Consider the following 15,153-nt stretch of genomic DNA (forward strand, 5'->3'; position numbering starts at 1 on the left):
ACATAACATTCTTCGTATGTTACGCATTGCTTAGCTGTGGTTAGATACCCGGTAGTTAGATGAGTACCAATGATTTGGAGTCAAACATGATCGACATAACACAAATTACAAGCGAGCATATTACTGCACACGGACTTCCTGCTGCCGCATTTAAAGACAAAGACACTTATCAACTAGAGTGTGAAAAGTTATTTACCAATGGCTGGACCAGTATTGGTTGCGGTCAACAAATAAGTAAGCCTGGTGATATTCTGCCGGTTAAAATAGCCGGTCAATCGTTAATTGCTGTACGTAATAAAAGTGGTGAAATTGGCGTTTTTCACAATATATGTCGCCATAAAGGAGCCCCATTAGTTGATGAACCTTGCAATAAGCGCAGCCTTGTATGTCCATATCATAAGTGGACGTACAAAATTGACGGTAACCTGCTCAGTGCTCCTAGTTACTTTGGCAATGAAAATAAAGTCATGTCTGCAGAAGATAAAGCGGACAAAAGCCTGATTAGCGTTCGTTTTGCCATTTGGTGGGACATTATTTTTGTCAATATTGACGGTCAAGCAGAACTGTTTGACGATTTTATCCAACCACTCGATGAGTTATTAGCCTCTTATCCTCAAAATGATATCCGCAAGATCAGCACCACCGACTATTCCGGTGAAGTCAACTGGAAATTAGCAGTAGATAACTTCCTTGATGGTTATCATGTTCCTTTCGTTCATTCTCAAGCATGTTCTTTAGCATCGGTCCTGGAGCAAGATGATCTGCTGCTATCCGAGAATATTGTGGGTTTACGCCTAGCCAATGGTGCCAGTGCTAAGCAGGCCAAAACAGCTAAGCAACTGCCACACTTTACTGGTTTACAGCCAGAAAAGCGCGGAACACAGCAATGGTTTGGTATTTTCCCGAATACATTATTCTTTGTTGATCCTTGTTGGGTGCAAACCATAATAATTAGACCTATGGGCGAAACGACTACAGCCGAATCATTAAGTATTTATGTAGTGAATGATGAGGCGGCAAGTGACGAATATGCAGCAGAACAGACCACCTTACATGAGGTACTAAATGAGGTGAATCAGCAAGATATTGAATTACTTGACAAATTACAAGTCACTCGCAGTAATGAGATAGCCAACCAAGGCAATCTTAATGCAGCTTGGGACCAAGTGAATATGACATTTCATCAAATGTGGTTGAAAAAAATGCGCGCTCAACCTTCAGTTTAATGGGTATTGCAATGACTCGATTAGAAAGCACCCGATGACTGAAAAACGTTAGCGACATTGTTAGATACAGTTGGAGAAATCTGAACGCCATGAGTTGTATTATTATTGGAGCCAGCCATGCTGGAGTGCAAGCAGCGGCTAATTTACGTCGTCAGGGATATGCAGGTAAAGTCATACTGATAAGTGCTGACACTGTCTTGCCCTATCAACGTCCACCTTTATCAAAAGCGTTTTTACAAAATGTGTTGCCTGAACAAAAATTATGGCTGCGACCCGAAACCTTTTATCAACAAAAAGACATTGATTTGATGCTAGGTAAGCGGGTTACTAATATTGACCGAGAGCAGCGAACCGTTTCATTAGATGACATGCAGTGCTTATCTTACGATAAGTTAATTCTTGCCACGGGGGCGTCTATTCGTCGCTTAACTGTGCCGGGAAGTGATTTATCTGGAGTGCATTATTTACGTGATTATCAAGATACTATGGGTATTAGGGATTCTTTAAAAAAGGCCCATAATGTAGTGGTTATTGGTGGTGGTTATATTGGTTTAGAAGTGGCAGCGTCACTGCAAAAATTAGGTAAAAATGTGACCTTGTTGCTGAAACATGACCGCCCTCTGAGTCATATAAGCAATAATGTGGTGAGTGATTATTTGACTCAACTACACACTACACATGGGGTCAATATACAACTAAATGTGGTCGTGACAGAAATTATAGGTGTTGATAAAGTGCTCGCGGTAGAGACCGAAAATGGTCAACGTTACCCAGCTGACATGGTCATAGCGGGTATTGGTGTTGTTCCAGAACAACAGCTTGCAGAACAATGCGGACTGGACGTTAATAACGGTATTCGAGTAAATGAGTATATGCAGACCTCAGACCATAATATCTATGCGATTGGTGACTGCAGTAGCTTTTACCATCCGGTCTATCAAAAACAATTACGTATTGAATCGGTACAAAATGCGACGGATCAAGCAAAAACCGCAAGCACCGCTATTTGTGGGCAGTTCGTGCCTTATTCTGCAACGGCTTGGTTTTGGTCTGATCAGTATGATGACAAGTTACAAACTGCTGGTTTATCTGAGGGCTATGACGAAATCGTGATACGTCAAGAAACCGAAAAAAGCCTGGCCGTTTTCTATTTAGCCCAAAACCAGCTAATTGCCGTGGACACGATTAATCAACCAAAATCATTTATGATCAGTCGTAAGTATATCCACAATTTGCCTAAAGTTAACAAAGTAATACTGGCCGACAAAAACCAAGATCTTAATAGTGCTTTCACTGAAATAGCAGGAGTATGACTATGCTTAATATAACCTTTGTATTACCCGATAAAAATGAAATTACCGTCGTTGCCAATGAAGGTGACAGTTTGATGCAAACCGCCGTAGACAACGACATAGAACAAATCAGTGGCGATTGTGGTGGTTGTTGCTCATGCGCAACTTGCCATTGTTTTATCGATGATAAGTGGAAAGCTAAAATGATGGCTGCTGATGATATGGAAACAGAGCTATTAGAAGGTGCTATTGATAATATGCAAGAAAACAGCCGCCTGGCTTGTCAGATATTTTTAAACAAAGAACATGATGGACTAGTGGTGCACGTGCCAGAAAGTAGTTGGTAATAACATGTAGTTTTACTATTGCCGATCCACTACATGTGTCTTCCCCCCGTAATATTCAGACCAACAGTAACAGCTTATTCAACACCAATAGAAAGTAAATAAACGCGCATTTTTATTCGATTTTAAGCGTGGACTGACAGTCTAAAAAGTGGCAGTGCTCGGCATTCATATTTTCTTCAATTACGTTAATTTTGGCTCTAAATTAGAGCCAAAAACGGCATCTAAATTACGAACTCTTACGTAATAAATTGGGCAGACGGTCTGGTGTGAAAATCTCAATCCAATAACCATCAGGATCTTTAATAAAGGCAATTCCTTTTAGACTACCACTGTTCGGTTTCTTCTGAAATTCGACTCCTAAAGATTCAAATCGTTCGCAGGAGGCATCAACATCAGGTACTGCAAAACCAATGTGGCCAAAGCCTTTCGGTTGCTCATTACCATTATGATAAGACACACTGTCGTCGCTCTCATCACCCCAATTGTGAGTAAGTTCTAACATAGCCGGGCGACCAAAGGTTTGCACCATGCGTTGATTGTCATCCCCTGACCAATCACTGTGACGCTCTGGTGGGATACAAGCCAGAAAATATAGGGTGAACTTCATTTCATCAAAGTCTAATCGTGTTGTCAGCGTCATGCCTAATACGTCAGTATAAAACGTGAGCGTGCGTTCCGGATCTTTAATTCTAAACATGGTTTGATTAAACACAAACTCGTGCGTAGCTGGATCGTGATACTCTACTAAGCCCTGGGCTTGGTCAAAATGACGACTCATATTAGTCTCCTATTGACTTTGTAAAAACCATAAATGACTGTGTTATCTTGTATTTTGAATGCTTTGGAATATTTTATGACATTAATGAACGTATTACCGCTGCACAGTCCGCAAATGTAAAAATTGCTGCATGAAGCTGTCAATTCGATTACATGCATCTTCCAGTTGAACATCATCCACAACGTAAGAAATGCGAATAAAGTCAGAGGTACACTTACCAAAAGCGGTGGCGGGTAAAACGCCAATTTTTTTCTGTTCGAATAAAGCGTCGGCAAACTGCTGTGCGTTAAGCCCGGTTTGGCTCACATTGACCAATAAAAACATGGATGCCTGTGGTGGTACGCAACTTAACTGTGGATGTTTAGCAAAGCACTTAACTAAGCGGTCTCGACGTCGTTGGTAAGTTAAGCGCATTTTTTCAGACTCTGCCAATGCGTCGGGATCGGTCAATGCAGTATATGCGGCTTGTTGGACAAATCCCGGTAGGCCATACAACATACATAATGACAAATTACTTAAGTGTTTAATTAATTCTATTGGTCCGATGGCCCAACCCACTCGCCAACCGGTCATTGCATGAGATTTAGATAGGCTGTTTATGGTGATTGTACGTTCAGCCATGCCATCTACGCCAGCGATACTGACATGTTCACCTTCGAAAACAGTGTGGCTGTATACCTCATCAGATACCACCCAAAGATCATGCTTAATGGCAAGGTCAGCAATAAATTTCAGTTCATCTTTGCGCAACATCATGCCACTTGGATTACTTGGCGTTGCAAAATAAATAGCTTTGGAATGCGTCGTTATGGCTGCGCTCAAACCAGCTTTGTCTAAACAAAAATGATTTTGCGTATCCATAGCAACCGGCACTAATGTGGCGCCAGTTAACTCAATACACGCTTCGTATGTAATATAATTGGGCTGCAATACAATGGCTTCATCTCCCGGCTCTAAAATACATAAAGAGCTAGCAAACAGCGCGTTTTGCGCTCCTGCCAACATGATGACATTGTCTTTGGTGACTGTTTGACCAGAACTCGCTTGATGATTAGCGGCAATTTTTTCACGTAAACAGCCACGTCCCTCAATTTCAACGTAATGTGTATCGCCGCTGCGTAAACTAGTTATTGCACTGTCGACCACACAGACAGGCGTGTCGAAATCGGGATCGCCAATGCTTAAAATAATAACGCTTGGATCGCGTTCTTTAAGTGAAGTTGCTTTAAAATGGATGTCCCAAGCATCCACAGTGTCGCCTTGAATAGCTAGAGTGAGTGGCGCATAACGCATAATGTGTATTCCTGTTTATCGCAAGTAATAGTGATTTTGTTAAGGCGAAGCGACAACAATAAATATGAACTAATAGAAGCTAATAAAGGCCAATAGAGGACAATAGAGGCTAAAAGAAGCTAATAAAAGCCAATAGAAGCTAATAGAAGCTGATGAAGGCCAATAGAAGCTAATAGAGGTTAATCGGCAGCATTAATAAGCATGGCTTTAGTTTCTGTGTATTCTTTTAATCCTTCAATACCCCACTCTCGACCGTTACCCGATTGTTTATATCCACCAAAAGGACTATCGGTATTGAACAGGGCACCTTGTATATAACACTGACCAGCTCGTAATTTGCTGGCAATCTTAATTGCCGCAGCTTGATCGGCGGCAAACACGGCGGACGACAAGCCAAATGGCGTCTCATTTGCTAGTTCAATTGCCTGTTGAATATTTTGGTAAGGAATAATGCATAACACGGGACCAAATATTTCTTCTTGAGCAATAATCATATCATTGCTGACATCCGAAAAAATTGTCGGCAGCACATAAGCCCCTTTACGCAATGCTGCAGGTAGTTGCGTGCCACCGCAGAGTAATTTAGCGCCTTCTTCTATGCCTTTTTCGATATAGCTCAATACCCGTTGCTGCTGTTGCCGGGAACTAAGTGGCCCCATATTGGTGGCGGCTAACATCGGATCGCCTAACTGCCATTCTGCAGCAGCGTATTTGGCTATCTCTTCAACTTCAGCTAGTTGTTCAGCGGGCACTAACATTCTCGTAAGCGCGCAACATGTTTGCCCCGAATTCAGCATCACGTCTTCTACACCATAACGCACAGCGGCAGGCAAATCGGCACCTTGAGCGATGATATAAGGTGATTTCCCACCCAGCTCTTGGCAGACTCTTTTTACCGTTGGTGCGGCTGCTTGCGCCACTTTTACGCCCGCCAAGGTTGAGCCGGTAAAAGACACCATATCGACTAACGCATGGCTGCATAACGCTTCACCAATTTCACTGCCTACTCCGGTCAATAAATTAAATACACCCTGTGGTAAACTGCTTTGATGAATAATTTCAGCTAAAATCAAATCTTGCAACGGTGTTTGTTCAGCGGGCTTAACTACCACAGTGCAACCTGCAGCTAGTGCTGGACCTAACTTACCTACTAATTGCGATAAAGGGTAATTCCAAGGATTGATTAATACACAAACGCCAACAGCCTCAGTAACAACAATATGATTAGCGTGTACCTGCTGTTTATCCATTTCACTAGCTAACGGTGCGAAGCTGCGGAATGCATCAATAGAGCCCTGTACTTGTATTTCAGAAGCCAAAGAAAGGGGGCAACCCATCGATGCTACTATCACTTCTGTGAGTTCATCGATACGTGCTTGCATGCCGTCGGCTATTTCGTTAATAATCGCAGCTCTGAAATCAGCAGGTTGTTCAGACCAAGAGCTAAATGCCCTACTTGCAGCTCGGATGGCACTGTCTACGTCTTGCACATCGGCAGATGGCACACTCGCATAGAGTTCACCATTAGCCGGATTTATCACTTCAAGTCGTGCGTCACTGTGGCTATTTACCCAGTGACCATCAATATAGAGCTGTTCAAATTTTTTCATTTAACACCATATTTACCGTTACTCAGCAGCTAATTTTAATACCGCGCCTAATAAAACCTGACAACCTGCAGCAATGTCTTCGGGTTTGGCGTTTTCAGCTTCGTTATGGCTAATTCCCTTTTCACACGGCACAAAGATCATCGATGTAGGGGCAACTCGAGAGACATAGACAGAATCGTGGCCCGCGCCAGAGAACATTTCTTCGTAGGCTAAGCCCATTTCTTCAACAGCTTCTCGAACTGCATCAATGCAGGTTTTATCAAACTCAACTGCAGGTGAATTCCACTCATCCAAAATGTCAAAATCGACATCACAAGCAGCACAAACTTGCTCAGAAATCTGTTTAAATTTCTGATCCATTTGTTGCAATATATCCTGATTAGGATGACGTAGATCGACTGTTAACGTTAATGTTTCAGGTACTGTGTTACGCGAACCCGGAGTGACGTTGATATCACCAAAGGTCGCCCTGGCTTGAGGTGCATATTCATCTGCGAGCGCATACAGTTGAGCAATAATTTGCGTTGCTGCTTTCACTGGGTCTTTGCGTTGGTCCATAGGGGTCGGGCCTGCATGCACCGGTTGCCCGTGTATCACTAAATCGTACCAGCGCATTCCCTGTACGCCTTTAACCACGCCTATCTGTTTATTAATTAATTCCAGAATAGGCCCTTGTTCTATATGTAATTCGAATGCCGCTTTTATAGGGAATGGTGCACAGGGAGTCTCGCCTAAATAACCTATACGTTCGAGCTCCTGTTTGATTGTCGCTCCTTGTTTATCGGTACGCTGCCAACCATAATCAATAGAAAACTCCCCACTCCAAACACCCGAGCCAATCATGGCCGGAGAAAAACGAGCTCCTTCCTCATTCGTCCATACCACTACTTCAATGGGATGCAAGGTTTGTTGATTGGCATCATTTAAGGTGCGTAATACTTCTAAGCCAGCTAAAACGCCATATACGCCATCAAATCTGCCGCCTGTCGGTTGCGAGTCTAAATGACTCCCGATAATGACGGGAGGCAAGTTGTTATCAGACCCTTTTTGGCGCAGAAATAAATTGCCCATCTGATCGACTCTAAGCTCACAGCCTATTTCTTTACACCAGCTTACAAATAAATCTCTACCGGCTTTATCCAAGTCAGTTAAGGCTTGACGATTACAACCGCCTTTTGGCGTCGCGCCAATTTCAGCCATGACCATTAAACTAGACCATAATCTTTCGCCATTGATTTTTAGTGTCATATTAATTCTCCTACGCGTCTTTTCGACTTAAAGGTTGGCACATACAGTGCACACCGCCACCACCAGAAGTGAACATTGACATATCTGGCTGATACACTTCCAAACCATGGGCTTTTGCTTTGCCCACTAGCTCTTTACTCGCTTGGGGTATTAATACTCTATCATTACCTAAAGCGACAACATTCACCCCAAGCTCTAATACCGACCGATAAGAAATATCAATAATGTCAATCCCTCTACTTTTCAACCAATCGAGTAATTCATCTTCTACGGCTTGAGTACAAACGGCAGCTAACTTCTCTGACAACATGGCAAATTTTACATCTAAATGTAAAAAGTACGGGTCAAATTGATAAGATTTAAACTCCCATCCTTCTTTTTCAACCCAGCTACGGACTTGCTTAAGTCCGGCTTCGCTTGTACGTTCGCCAGTATAACCACACAATATAACCCCTGGCTCTAAAACCATGAAGTCACCGCCTTCAAAAGCACCTGCGGTAACAGCCTCGTAAACCGGAATGTTGTTTTCTTGATAGAATTTAGATACCGCTACCCACTCACCGCGTCGCCATGGGCTATACATTTGGGTGATCATAGGACCCCAAGGCGTTAATACCGAAGAATCGCGAGCATATATTTGATAAGGCAAGTTTTCATCCGCCTTAAGAAAATGAGTTTTTACTCCGCAATGTTGATAAACGTCTAACATTTCTTGGTATTGCTGTTGCGCTATATGCTTGTCAAACTCGCGTCCCAATCGAATTGAACGCAGCGACATTGCATTACCTTTTTGCCATGAATAATGCTCCATGGGTCCAATCAATACATCTTGCAGCTCACCATATTCAGAGTCCATGCTCCAATAATCTAGACGAGATGTGGCTCCTTGCGCGTTACGACGGAAAAAAGGGTCTTGCATGCGTAAATTACTCTATCAGAATTTATCCGTTTAGTTTATGGTTACCTAATTAATAATCAAGCAAAGGTTATTGACCAAATTGGTCACATAATGAGACCAGGCTGGCTGTTGACTATATTCACTAACCCTAGATAAAAAATAAAAACTCGTCGGAAACAAGCCGTGTCGGCAATACAGCCGAAAAGGAGTGATTGCACCGCAGCTGTTATTTTTTACAAAAACACATGGTTTTGAAGGAAGCGATATCAATGAAACAGAAACAAAGCCCTTATTTGGATTTACGGCAAATTCCGCTAAATTCCTTACATGCCTTTGAAGCTGCCGGTCGACATTGCCATATGCGTCAAGCGGCGCAGGAAATGTTCGTGTCACATTCAGCACTAAGTCGACACATAAAACTACTAGAAGCACGATTAGGTACACAACTTTTTGAGCGAAAAAATAACAAGCTGCGATTGACTGCGCCGGGCAGCCGATTACTATCATCCATCCAAATTGCTTTCGCTGAATTGAACAAAGGTTTGCATATGCTTGACCCCACCTTAGTCGCGGGCGAAATAGTCATAGGCACTACAGCCACCATCATGCTTAATTGGTTATTGCCAGTATTGGCGAATGTACAGCGTCAATTTCCGGAAATTTCATTTAAGTTAAAAACGCTGGAACCGCATCAAAAATCCTTGCCGCCTGATCTCGACATCGCCTTATGCTTAGGCTTACCTGAGGATCCAAGCAGAACAATTACTAAACTGTATAATGAATATTATGTGCCCGTGTGTCATCCTGCATTACTGAAAGGACAGGCGATAAAAACAGTTAAAGAACTCCTTGCTTATCCACTATTACACGACGGATTGGCGCAATGGTTTAAGTGGTTTAATCATCACAAATTAGATGGACAAAGTGCAGCACAACATACTTATTTTGAATACGCTTATCAAGCCATCGAAGCCGCTCGACTTGGCATGGGTATCGCATTAGCTGACACTGTAGAGGTGGCAGATGATATTAAACAAGGTAAGTTAATGCTCGCGGTTGATTCAGACCACAATGAAGGACAATCGGTTTACTTAGCCACTCATGAAGAAAAAAACATGAATTACCGCACTCAGTTAGTACTGCGTGGTGTGTTAGAAAATCTGGCCCAAAAAGGCGCAAGGTTAGAAAAAAATTTCAACTTGCTTACTTTATGAATAAAGGATGAATAGGTCTGGGATTGCTGCAGTTGAATTAGCTGGATACGACTATTCACTTAATTATTTAGGATTAAAAAATACATCCGCATAGTAAAATATCTTATAAAAAAGGCGCCTTAAGAGGCGCCTAAACGAGTTACGTTTTGTGGATTTTTTAGAATTTCACTCGCAACTGAATACCAAAGTGACGGTCTGCATCACGTGGTATTTGATAACGGAAGTTATCACCACTGTAGGTAGTCACAAATTTCTCATCGGTGAGGTTTTTAGCAATAAGCGAAATTCTGTAAGCGTCGTCATCAAACGAAAATGCAACACTCGCATTGACGATGCTGTATTCAGGTAAAAACGCTTCTGGGTTAGTTTGTGCTGTGCTGCCCGGCGCGCCCGCAAAAATATCGTCGGTGTAGACGTAAGACGAGTTAAAATAAACATCCATACCATCCATTTCCATCACATATTCACCGGTAACTGAATACTTTAAGTCTGGAGAGAAGGGTAAATCGGCACCTGAGCGCCCATCACAAGTGGTTAATCCAACCGGGCAACTGAATTCGTCAACAACGGCGTCTACGCTAGAAACACCTCCAGTTAACACAAAGTTCTCTGTAGCTTGCCACATAAAGTCAACTTCAAACCCTTCAGTGGTAACTGAACCTGCGTTAGTTAAACGAGTGATAACTACGCTGTCTAAAAGTTCGGAGTTGTTTGCTTGAAATCCATCTATGTCGGTTCTAAATGCGGCAATATTAACAATTAAATTGTTTGTCGCATATTTATAGCCGAGTTCGTAAGCGTCCGAAGTTTCGGGGCCAATGGGTAAGGTGTCGTTGTCTGCCATATTGTAGAACACGTTGAACGCAGGACCTTTGTAGCCCTGTGAGAATGTGGCATACACCATGCTGTCATCATTGATATCATACTGCACGCCAAGCTTCGATGACGTATTACTTTTATCAGTACCACCTTTATAGTCAGTTTCGAATCCACGTACACCAACACCTGTTCTCTTATACGGGTCATTGCTTTTTCTGTTATGTGAAAAGCTGACTTCATCGTCGGTGTAACGAATGCCAAAGAGGAGGCGCAAATTTTCGTTAATATGGTACTTAGCGTCTGCAAACACAGCCCAGTTATCAAACTCAGTTTCCATATAAGCAGTGGCACCTACTATGTCGTTTGAATTACAACTAAGCCCCTGCGCCGCGATGAAGTCGTTAATATCTGTCTCACTGGGATTAGCAACACCTAGCGTGTCGCTCAGGTATGCACCAATAGCAGCAGGGAATTGACCGTTATTATCTTGACACGAAGCATCTCGTGTAAAGTTTCTTTCAGAGGTTTGATTCCACCAGAAAAATCCAGCTTGGTAATCAAAATCACCGCCTAAAGGTGAGGCTATTCTGAACTCTTGTGATACTTGATCCCATTCTTGTGGTCCAATATCATGCAATTGAAAAGGCACACCAAACACTGGGAAAGGCAGATCGCCTGCTGTTGAAGTAAAGTCACCTTCTCGAAACTCTGTATTATTCCAGCTTCTATAAGCGGTAATAGAGGTGAACTCATGATCGCCAATAGGTTTATCGATTTGAACCGAAAACGCAGTATGGTCGTCAATAGTACGAGTTTCAAAGTCATGATCAATTTGACGTTGATTTAAATCTAAGTCTCCCACACCTGTGCTATTCGGTGATGCTTCAGAGTTATGTCGACCACTGGGTGTTAGTTCAAGATCGGCACAACAGGAGTCGTTAGAACTGACAGTTTCAAAAATAAACAAAATGTCGGTGTCACCTGATGCGTCAATATCCAGCATCGCGCGAACGCCTTCTTTATCATATCCACTGGTAGTTTCATTGTTGTATACGTTTTTTATATAGCCATCAAATTGCGATTTTAATACCGTTAGACTGCCGTTGACATTGTCATTGAGTGCCCCTGATACTCTGCCTTTAAGACGATACTCATTATCCTGCATAAGCGTCGTTTCAAACACACCCTCAAATTCCTCACTTGGGCGTTTAGAGGTCATGTTGATAACACCGGCAGATGCATTTTTACCAAAGAGCGTACCTTGCGGGCCACGCAGTACTTCAATTCTTTCTAGGTCATATAAGTCGACAAAGGCTTGTCCTGACCGGCCAAGCACAACGCCATCCACTACCGTGGAAACACTTGGTTCTGCAGCCACACTAAAGGATATAGTCCCAATACCACGAATCGTAATAGCAGAATTTCGGGTGGTGTTACCTTTTCTAAAGCTAACGGACGGGACAAGTGCTTGCAGTCCTTCTATGTTGGCCGAGAACGCGGCGTTGATTTGGTTCTCACGCAAAACAGTAACAGCAAGTGGAACTTCATTTAAATTTTCAACACGTTTTTGTGAAGTAACGGTAATAGTTTCGAATCCTTTGTCAGTGTCTTTCGATTCTTCTTGAGCGTTAACTGTCATGCCTAACGACAAACAGGTTGTCAGCGCTAAGGCTTTTGCAATGCTTTGTTGCAAAGAGCTTGGTTTAAATTTCATTGTGTTCTCCAATTTTACAGTATGTCTTATTTTGCCGGAGACTATTCACGCAATTAAGCAGATAATTCGGCGCAACATTTAGTGATGTGTAGCAAGTTGAGAGGCTCAACTGTGCAACTTCTATCTGCAAACGGCTTATTTTTATTAAGACTATTTTAGGTCTGTCTTATATAAGATAGAAGATGTAGTTAAAACTACCCAATAAGTAAACTAGATGCAACTGTTTTGTTATAAAATTGTGATTTAAATATGTAAATATAAGTTTATATCGTTACATTTGTGAAATAGGGCTTGCGGAGAGCAGAGGAGAGCAGAGGTGAGCAGCGTTGCGCAGAGGTGAGCAAAGGTGGGCAGAGGAGCGCCGAGGTGAGCGGGATCACTGTTGAGCGTCACAGGTTGCCACAGAGCTTTCTAATAGGTTAAGCCATTCACTACCGAATTCACTGATGAACCAGCCTCGCATGTTACTAGCCGCATTCTTAAAGGCTTGTTTTTCAGCTACCGAAGGGCGATAAATAGTACCGCCTGCCTGTTCAAAGATTTTGTAAGAATTCTCTTCCTCAGTTGCAACTAGATTATTTGCCGCAGCCTGTTGTTTCTTAAAGCCCTCTTGAATAATAGATTGAATATCCCTTGGTAGCGTTTGCCAAACTGGTTCTGAAAACCACCATAACGTCGCCATGTATGAGTGGCCATCGAGTATAATGTACTTCAAATGCTCTTGCAGCTTGGCCCCGATGATATCTTGTATTCCATTTTTGCTGCCCTCTACTACGCCTGTTGCCAATGCAGTATAAAGCTCAGCCCATGAAATTGGCGTAGGATTTGCCCCCAATTGTTTAACCAGCTGTTGTTGGATCTCCGCTGGTGTGGTCCTAATTTTCTGGCCTTTTAAATCCTCTGGTGTGTGTATCGGCTTTTTAGTGGTGGCAAAATTACGCCAGCCACCGGTGTTGGCAATACCGATAAGTCGAATTTTCAATGAGCGCTCCAATACGCTTTGTCTTATTTTGTCTAGCATTGGACCATTCAGTACACATATCGCTTGTTTATCGCTTGTAAATACATAAGGTAAGTCTAACACCTGAGCAGGTGCGAAAAAATTACCGGTGCCGCCAGCGGTGCTTGGAAACATCTCTAGTACGCCTTGCTGCAAGTTACTAATGCACTCAGGCACACTTCCACAAAACTGACCTGAGGTATAAATATCAACCTTGACGCGGCCCTCACTCTTGGATTCAACATACTCTTTAAAGGCAACCAAGCCGACGTAATCTTCATCTTGTGTTGAGGCTTGAATAGCTGCCTTTATGGTGAATTCTGCTTGCGAGCTGGTGGAGCGCATTATGCCAGTAATACTCATTACAAACACCAGTGCATAAATTCCCAAAAGTACCTTACGTTTAGTGTTCATAATGATAGATCCTTAGGCAAATCCAAATAGGCGAGGAAGGGTCATAGTGACCGCAGGAAAATACGTGATAATGAAAATAACGAGGGCCTCAACCGCTAAAAATGGAAGCATTTCGACGGCGATATTCTCGGTTTTTTCGCCCGACACCGAAGCGGCTACAAATAACACTAATCCCATTGGTGGTGTGGCTAAGCCCACCGTTAAGTTTACGCACATAATAACCGCAAAATGCAGGGGATCGATGCCCAATGATATAAAGATAGGCGCAAGCACAGGCCCTAAAATTAGAATGGCTGGGCCAGCATCGAGAAACATGCCAATAGCGAACAAGAACAGATTGATAATTAGCAGCAGCAACAACACGTTTGAGGTGATACCTATTATATTGGCAGCTAATGAATCGGCTAAGCCTGAGACTGTGATGATCCAGGCAAAGGTTACAGCTGAGCCGACCAATAATAAAATAGTACCGGACTGAACTGCGGCATTCACTAAAATTGTAGGTAACTGGCTAATGCGCAGTGTGTTGGTGATAAATAAAGTAACAATAAATGCATAGCCTACCGCCACAGCAGCAGCTTCGGTGGGTGTAAATACGCCAGCAATAATTCCACCTAATAAAATAATAGGCGTTAATAATGGTAAAAAAGATACCTTAAAAGCAGAACCGCGCTCGGCCCATGACGCTTTTTTGTTAGCGATTGGGTAATTACGTTTTTTGGCTATACGATTGGTTACTATCATTAAGCCAACACATATCATTAATCCGGGTAATATCCCTGCCAAGAACATGCCTGCAACCGATACATTCATAATAAATGCATATAAAATCATAATTCCAGAGGGCGGAATAATAGGTCCGATTACGGAAGATGCTGCGGTAACTGCAGCGGCAAACCGGCGGCTATAGCCATTTTGTTCCATTGCGGGGATCAACATTTTTCCTAGCGCTGATGTATCTGCTACTGCAGAGCCCGACAAACCCGCAAACAGCACTGAGGAGAGTATATTAACTTGCGCTAAACCACCGCGGTAGTGTCCAATAAGACTTTGGCAAAAGCGCACAATAGACTGCGTGATCCCGCCTTGATTCATCAACTCACCAGCAAGTATAAAAAAGGGCACTGCCATTAGAGGAAAGGAATTCATTCCTGAAAATAATCGGTTTAAGAGGGCAGAGAAAAACACCTCGTTGCCATCAATCATTAAGCTTACGCCGGGGCCTACCAGTAGAGCAAACACAACGGGGGTTCCGGCCGTAAGTAAGAGAATGAATATCCAAATATAACTTAACGACATA

At 42.8% G+C, this 15,153-nt stretch carries 12 protein-coding genes; 4 read left to right on the top strand and 8 right to left on the bottom strand.

Going from position 1 to position 15,153, the window contains the following annotated elements; all coding sequences use genetic code 11:
- The first annotated feature begins 86 nt into the window (after positions 1 to 86).
- From CXF81_RS12550 to CXF81_RS12560, 3 genes are all read left to right on the top strand, one after another.
- Positions 87 to 1,226 (top strand): aromatic ring-hydroxylating dioxygenase subunit alpha, encoded by a 1,140-nt coding sequence (locus tag CXF81_RS12550; protein WP_198556397.1) that lies wholly within the window; start codon positions 87 to 89, stop codon positions 1,224 to 1,226.
- Positions 1,227 to 1,315: 89 nt separating this feature from the next.
- Positions 1,316 to 2,539 carry an NAD(P)/FAD-dependent oxidoreductase gene (locus CXF81_RS12555; protein WP_101181691.1) on the top strand — a complete coding sequence of 408 codons (1,224 nt, stop codon included), beginning with the start codon at positions 1,316 to 1,318 and terminating at the stop codon, positions 2,537 to 2,539.
- A gap of 2 nt (positions 2,540 to 2,541) precedes the next feature.
- Positions 2,542 to 2,865, top strand: coding sequence for a 2Fe-2S iron-sulfur cluster-binding protein (locus CXF81_RS12560; protein WP_101181692.1), 324 nt, complete (start codon positions 2,542 to 2,544; stop codon positions 2,863 to 2,865).
- 226 nt (positions 2,866 to 3,091) lie between these two features.
- Here the strand turns inward: CXF81_RS12560 and gloA are convergent, their stop codons facing one another.
- From gloA to CXF81_RS12585, 5 genes are all read right to left on the bottom strand, one after another.
- Complete coding sequence (gene gloA / locus CXF81_RS12565; RefSeq protein WP_101181693.1) at positions 3,092 to 3,643, bottom strand: lactoylglutathione lyase; 552 nt, start codon at positions 3,641 to 3,643, stop codon at positions 3,092 to 3,094.
- Between the two features lie 93 nt (positions 3,644 to 3,736).
- The gene (locus CXF81_RS12570) at positions 3,737 to 4,936 is read right to left on the bottom strand and encodes a pyridoxal phosphate-dependent aminotransferase (protein ID WP_101181694.1); all 1,200 of its coding nucleotides are present in this window, start codon (positions 4,934 to 4,936) and stop codon (positions 3,737 to 3,739) included.
- A gap of 179 nt (positions 4,937 to 5,115) precedes the next feature.
- On the bottom strand, positions 5,116 to 6,546 hold the full coding sequence (locus CXF81_RS12575; protein ID WP_101181695.1) for an aldehyde dehydrogenase family protein: 1,431 nt from the start codon (positions 6,544 to 6,546) through the stop codon (positions 5,116 to 5,118).
- A gap of 18 nt (positions 6,547 to 6,564) precedes the next feature.
- Complete coding sequence (locus CXF81_RS12580; RefSeq protein ID WP_101181696.1) at positions 6,565 to 7,794, bottom strand: Zn-dependent hydrolase; 1,230 nt, start codon at positions 7,792 to 7,794, stop codon at positions 6,565 to 6,567.
- Between the two features lie 10 nt (positions 7,795 to 7,804).
- The gene (locus CXF81_RS12585) at positions 7,805 to 8,713 is read right to left on the bottom strand and encodes a dimethylarginine dimethylaminohydrolase family protein (protein ID WP_101181697.1); all 909 of its coding nucleotides are present in this window, start codon (positions 8,711 to 8,713) and stop codon (positions 7,805 to 7,807) included.
- Positions 8,714 to 8,961: 248 nt separating this feature from the next.
- Here CXF81_RS12585 and CXF81_RS12590 point away from each other — a divergent pair, with 248 nt between their 5' ends.
- A complete protein-coding gene (locus tag CXF81_RS12590) occupies positions 8,962 to 9,906 on the top strand; it encodes a LysR substrate-binding domain-containing protein (protein ID WP_198556398.1) in 945 nt (314 codons plus the stop codon).
- 157 nt (positions 9,907 to 10,063) lie between these two features.
- Here the strand turns inward: CXF81_RS12590 and CXF81_RS12595 are convergent, their stop codons facing one another.
- The 3 genes from CXF81_RS12595 to CXF81_RS12605 all read right to left on the bottom strand — a co-directional run bounded on the left by CXF81_RS12595 (position 10,064) and on the right by CXF81_RS12605 (position 15,152).
- Positions 10,064 to 12,439, bottom strand: a complete 2,376-nt coding sequence (locus CXF81_RS12595) for a TonB-dependent receptor (RefSeq protein WP_101181699.1) — start codon at positions 12,437 to 12,439, stop codon at positions 10,064 to 10,066.
- A 376-nt stretch (positions 12,440 to 12,815) separates the two neighbouring features.
- Positions 12,816 to 13,853 (bottom strand): TRAP transporter substrate-binding protein DctP, encoded by a 1,038-nt coding sequence (gene dctP / locus CXF81_RS12600; protein WP_101181700.1) that lies wholly within the window; start codon positions 13,851 to 13,853, stop codon positions 12,816 to 12,818.
- 12 nt (positions 13,854 to 13,865) lie between these two features.
- Positions 13,866 to 15,152 (bottom strand): TRAP transporter large permease, encoded by a 1,287-nt coding sequence (locus CXF81_RS12605; RefSeq protein WP_101181701.1) that lies wholly within the window; start codon positions 15,150 to 15,152, stop codon positions 13,866 to 13,868.
- Position 15,153: the final 1 nt, after the last annotated feature.

This window comes from Glaciecola sp. 33A, assembly GCF_002836745.1.
Taxonomy (GTDB): Bacteria; Pseudomonadota; Gammaproteobacteria; order Enterobacterales; family Alteromonadaceae; genus Glaciecola.

What these genes read in the sequence shown, in the direction of transcription:
- gloA (WP_101181693.1), bottom strand. Translation starts at nt 3,643, where the DNA reads ATGAGTCGTCATTTTGACCAAGCCCAGGGCTTAGTAGAGTATCACGAT.
- CXF81_RS12555 (WP_101181691.1), top strand. Translation starts at nt 1,316, where the DNA reads ATGAGTTGTATTATTATTGGAGCCAGCCATGCTGGAGTGCAAGCAGCG.
- CXF81_RS12560 (WP_101181692.1), top strand. Translation starts at nt 2,542, where the DNA reads ATGCTTAATATAACCTTTGTATTACCCGATAAAAATGAAATTACCGTC.
- dctP (WP_101181700.1), bottom strand. Translation starts at nt 13,853, where the DNA reads ATGAACACTAAACGTAAGGTACTTTTGGGAATTTATGCACTGGTGTTT.
- CXF81_RS12605 (WP_101181701.1), bottom strand. Translation starts at nt 15,152, where the DNA reads ATGTCGTTAAGTTATATTTGGATATTCATTCTCTTACTTACGGCCGGA.
- CXF81_RS12580 (WP_101181696.1), bottom strand. Translation starts at nt 7,794, where the DNA reads ATGACACTAAAAATCAATGGCGAAAGATTATGGTCTAGTTTAATGGTC.
- CXF81_RS12595 (WP_101181699.1), bottom strand. Translation starts at nt 12,439, where the DNA reads ATGAAATTTAAACCAAGCTCTTTGCAACAAAGCATTGCAAAAGCCTTA.
- CXF81_RS12585 (WP_101181697.1), bottom strand. Translation starts at nt 8,713, where the DNA reads ATGCAAGACCCTTTTTTCCGTCGTAACGCGCAAGGAGCCACATCTCGT.
- CXF81_RS12550 (WP_198556397.1), top strand. Translation starts at nt 87, where the DNA reads ATGATCGACATAACACAAATTACAAGCGAGCATATTACTGCACACGGA.
- CXF81_RS12570 (WP_101181694.1), bottom strand. Translation starts at nt 4,936, where the DNA reads ATGCGTTATGCGCCACTCACTCTAGCTATTCAAGGCGACACTGTGGAT.
- CXF81_RS12590 (WP_198556398.1), top strand. Translation starts at nt 8,962, where the DNA reads ATGAAACAGAAACAAAGCCCTTATTTGGATTTACGGCAAATTCCGCTA.
- CXF81_RS12575 (WP_101181695.1), bottom strand. Translation starts at nt 6,546, where the DNA reads ATGAAAAAATTTGAACAGCTCTATATTGATGGTCACTGGGTAAATAGC.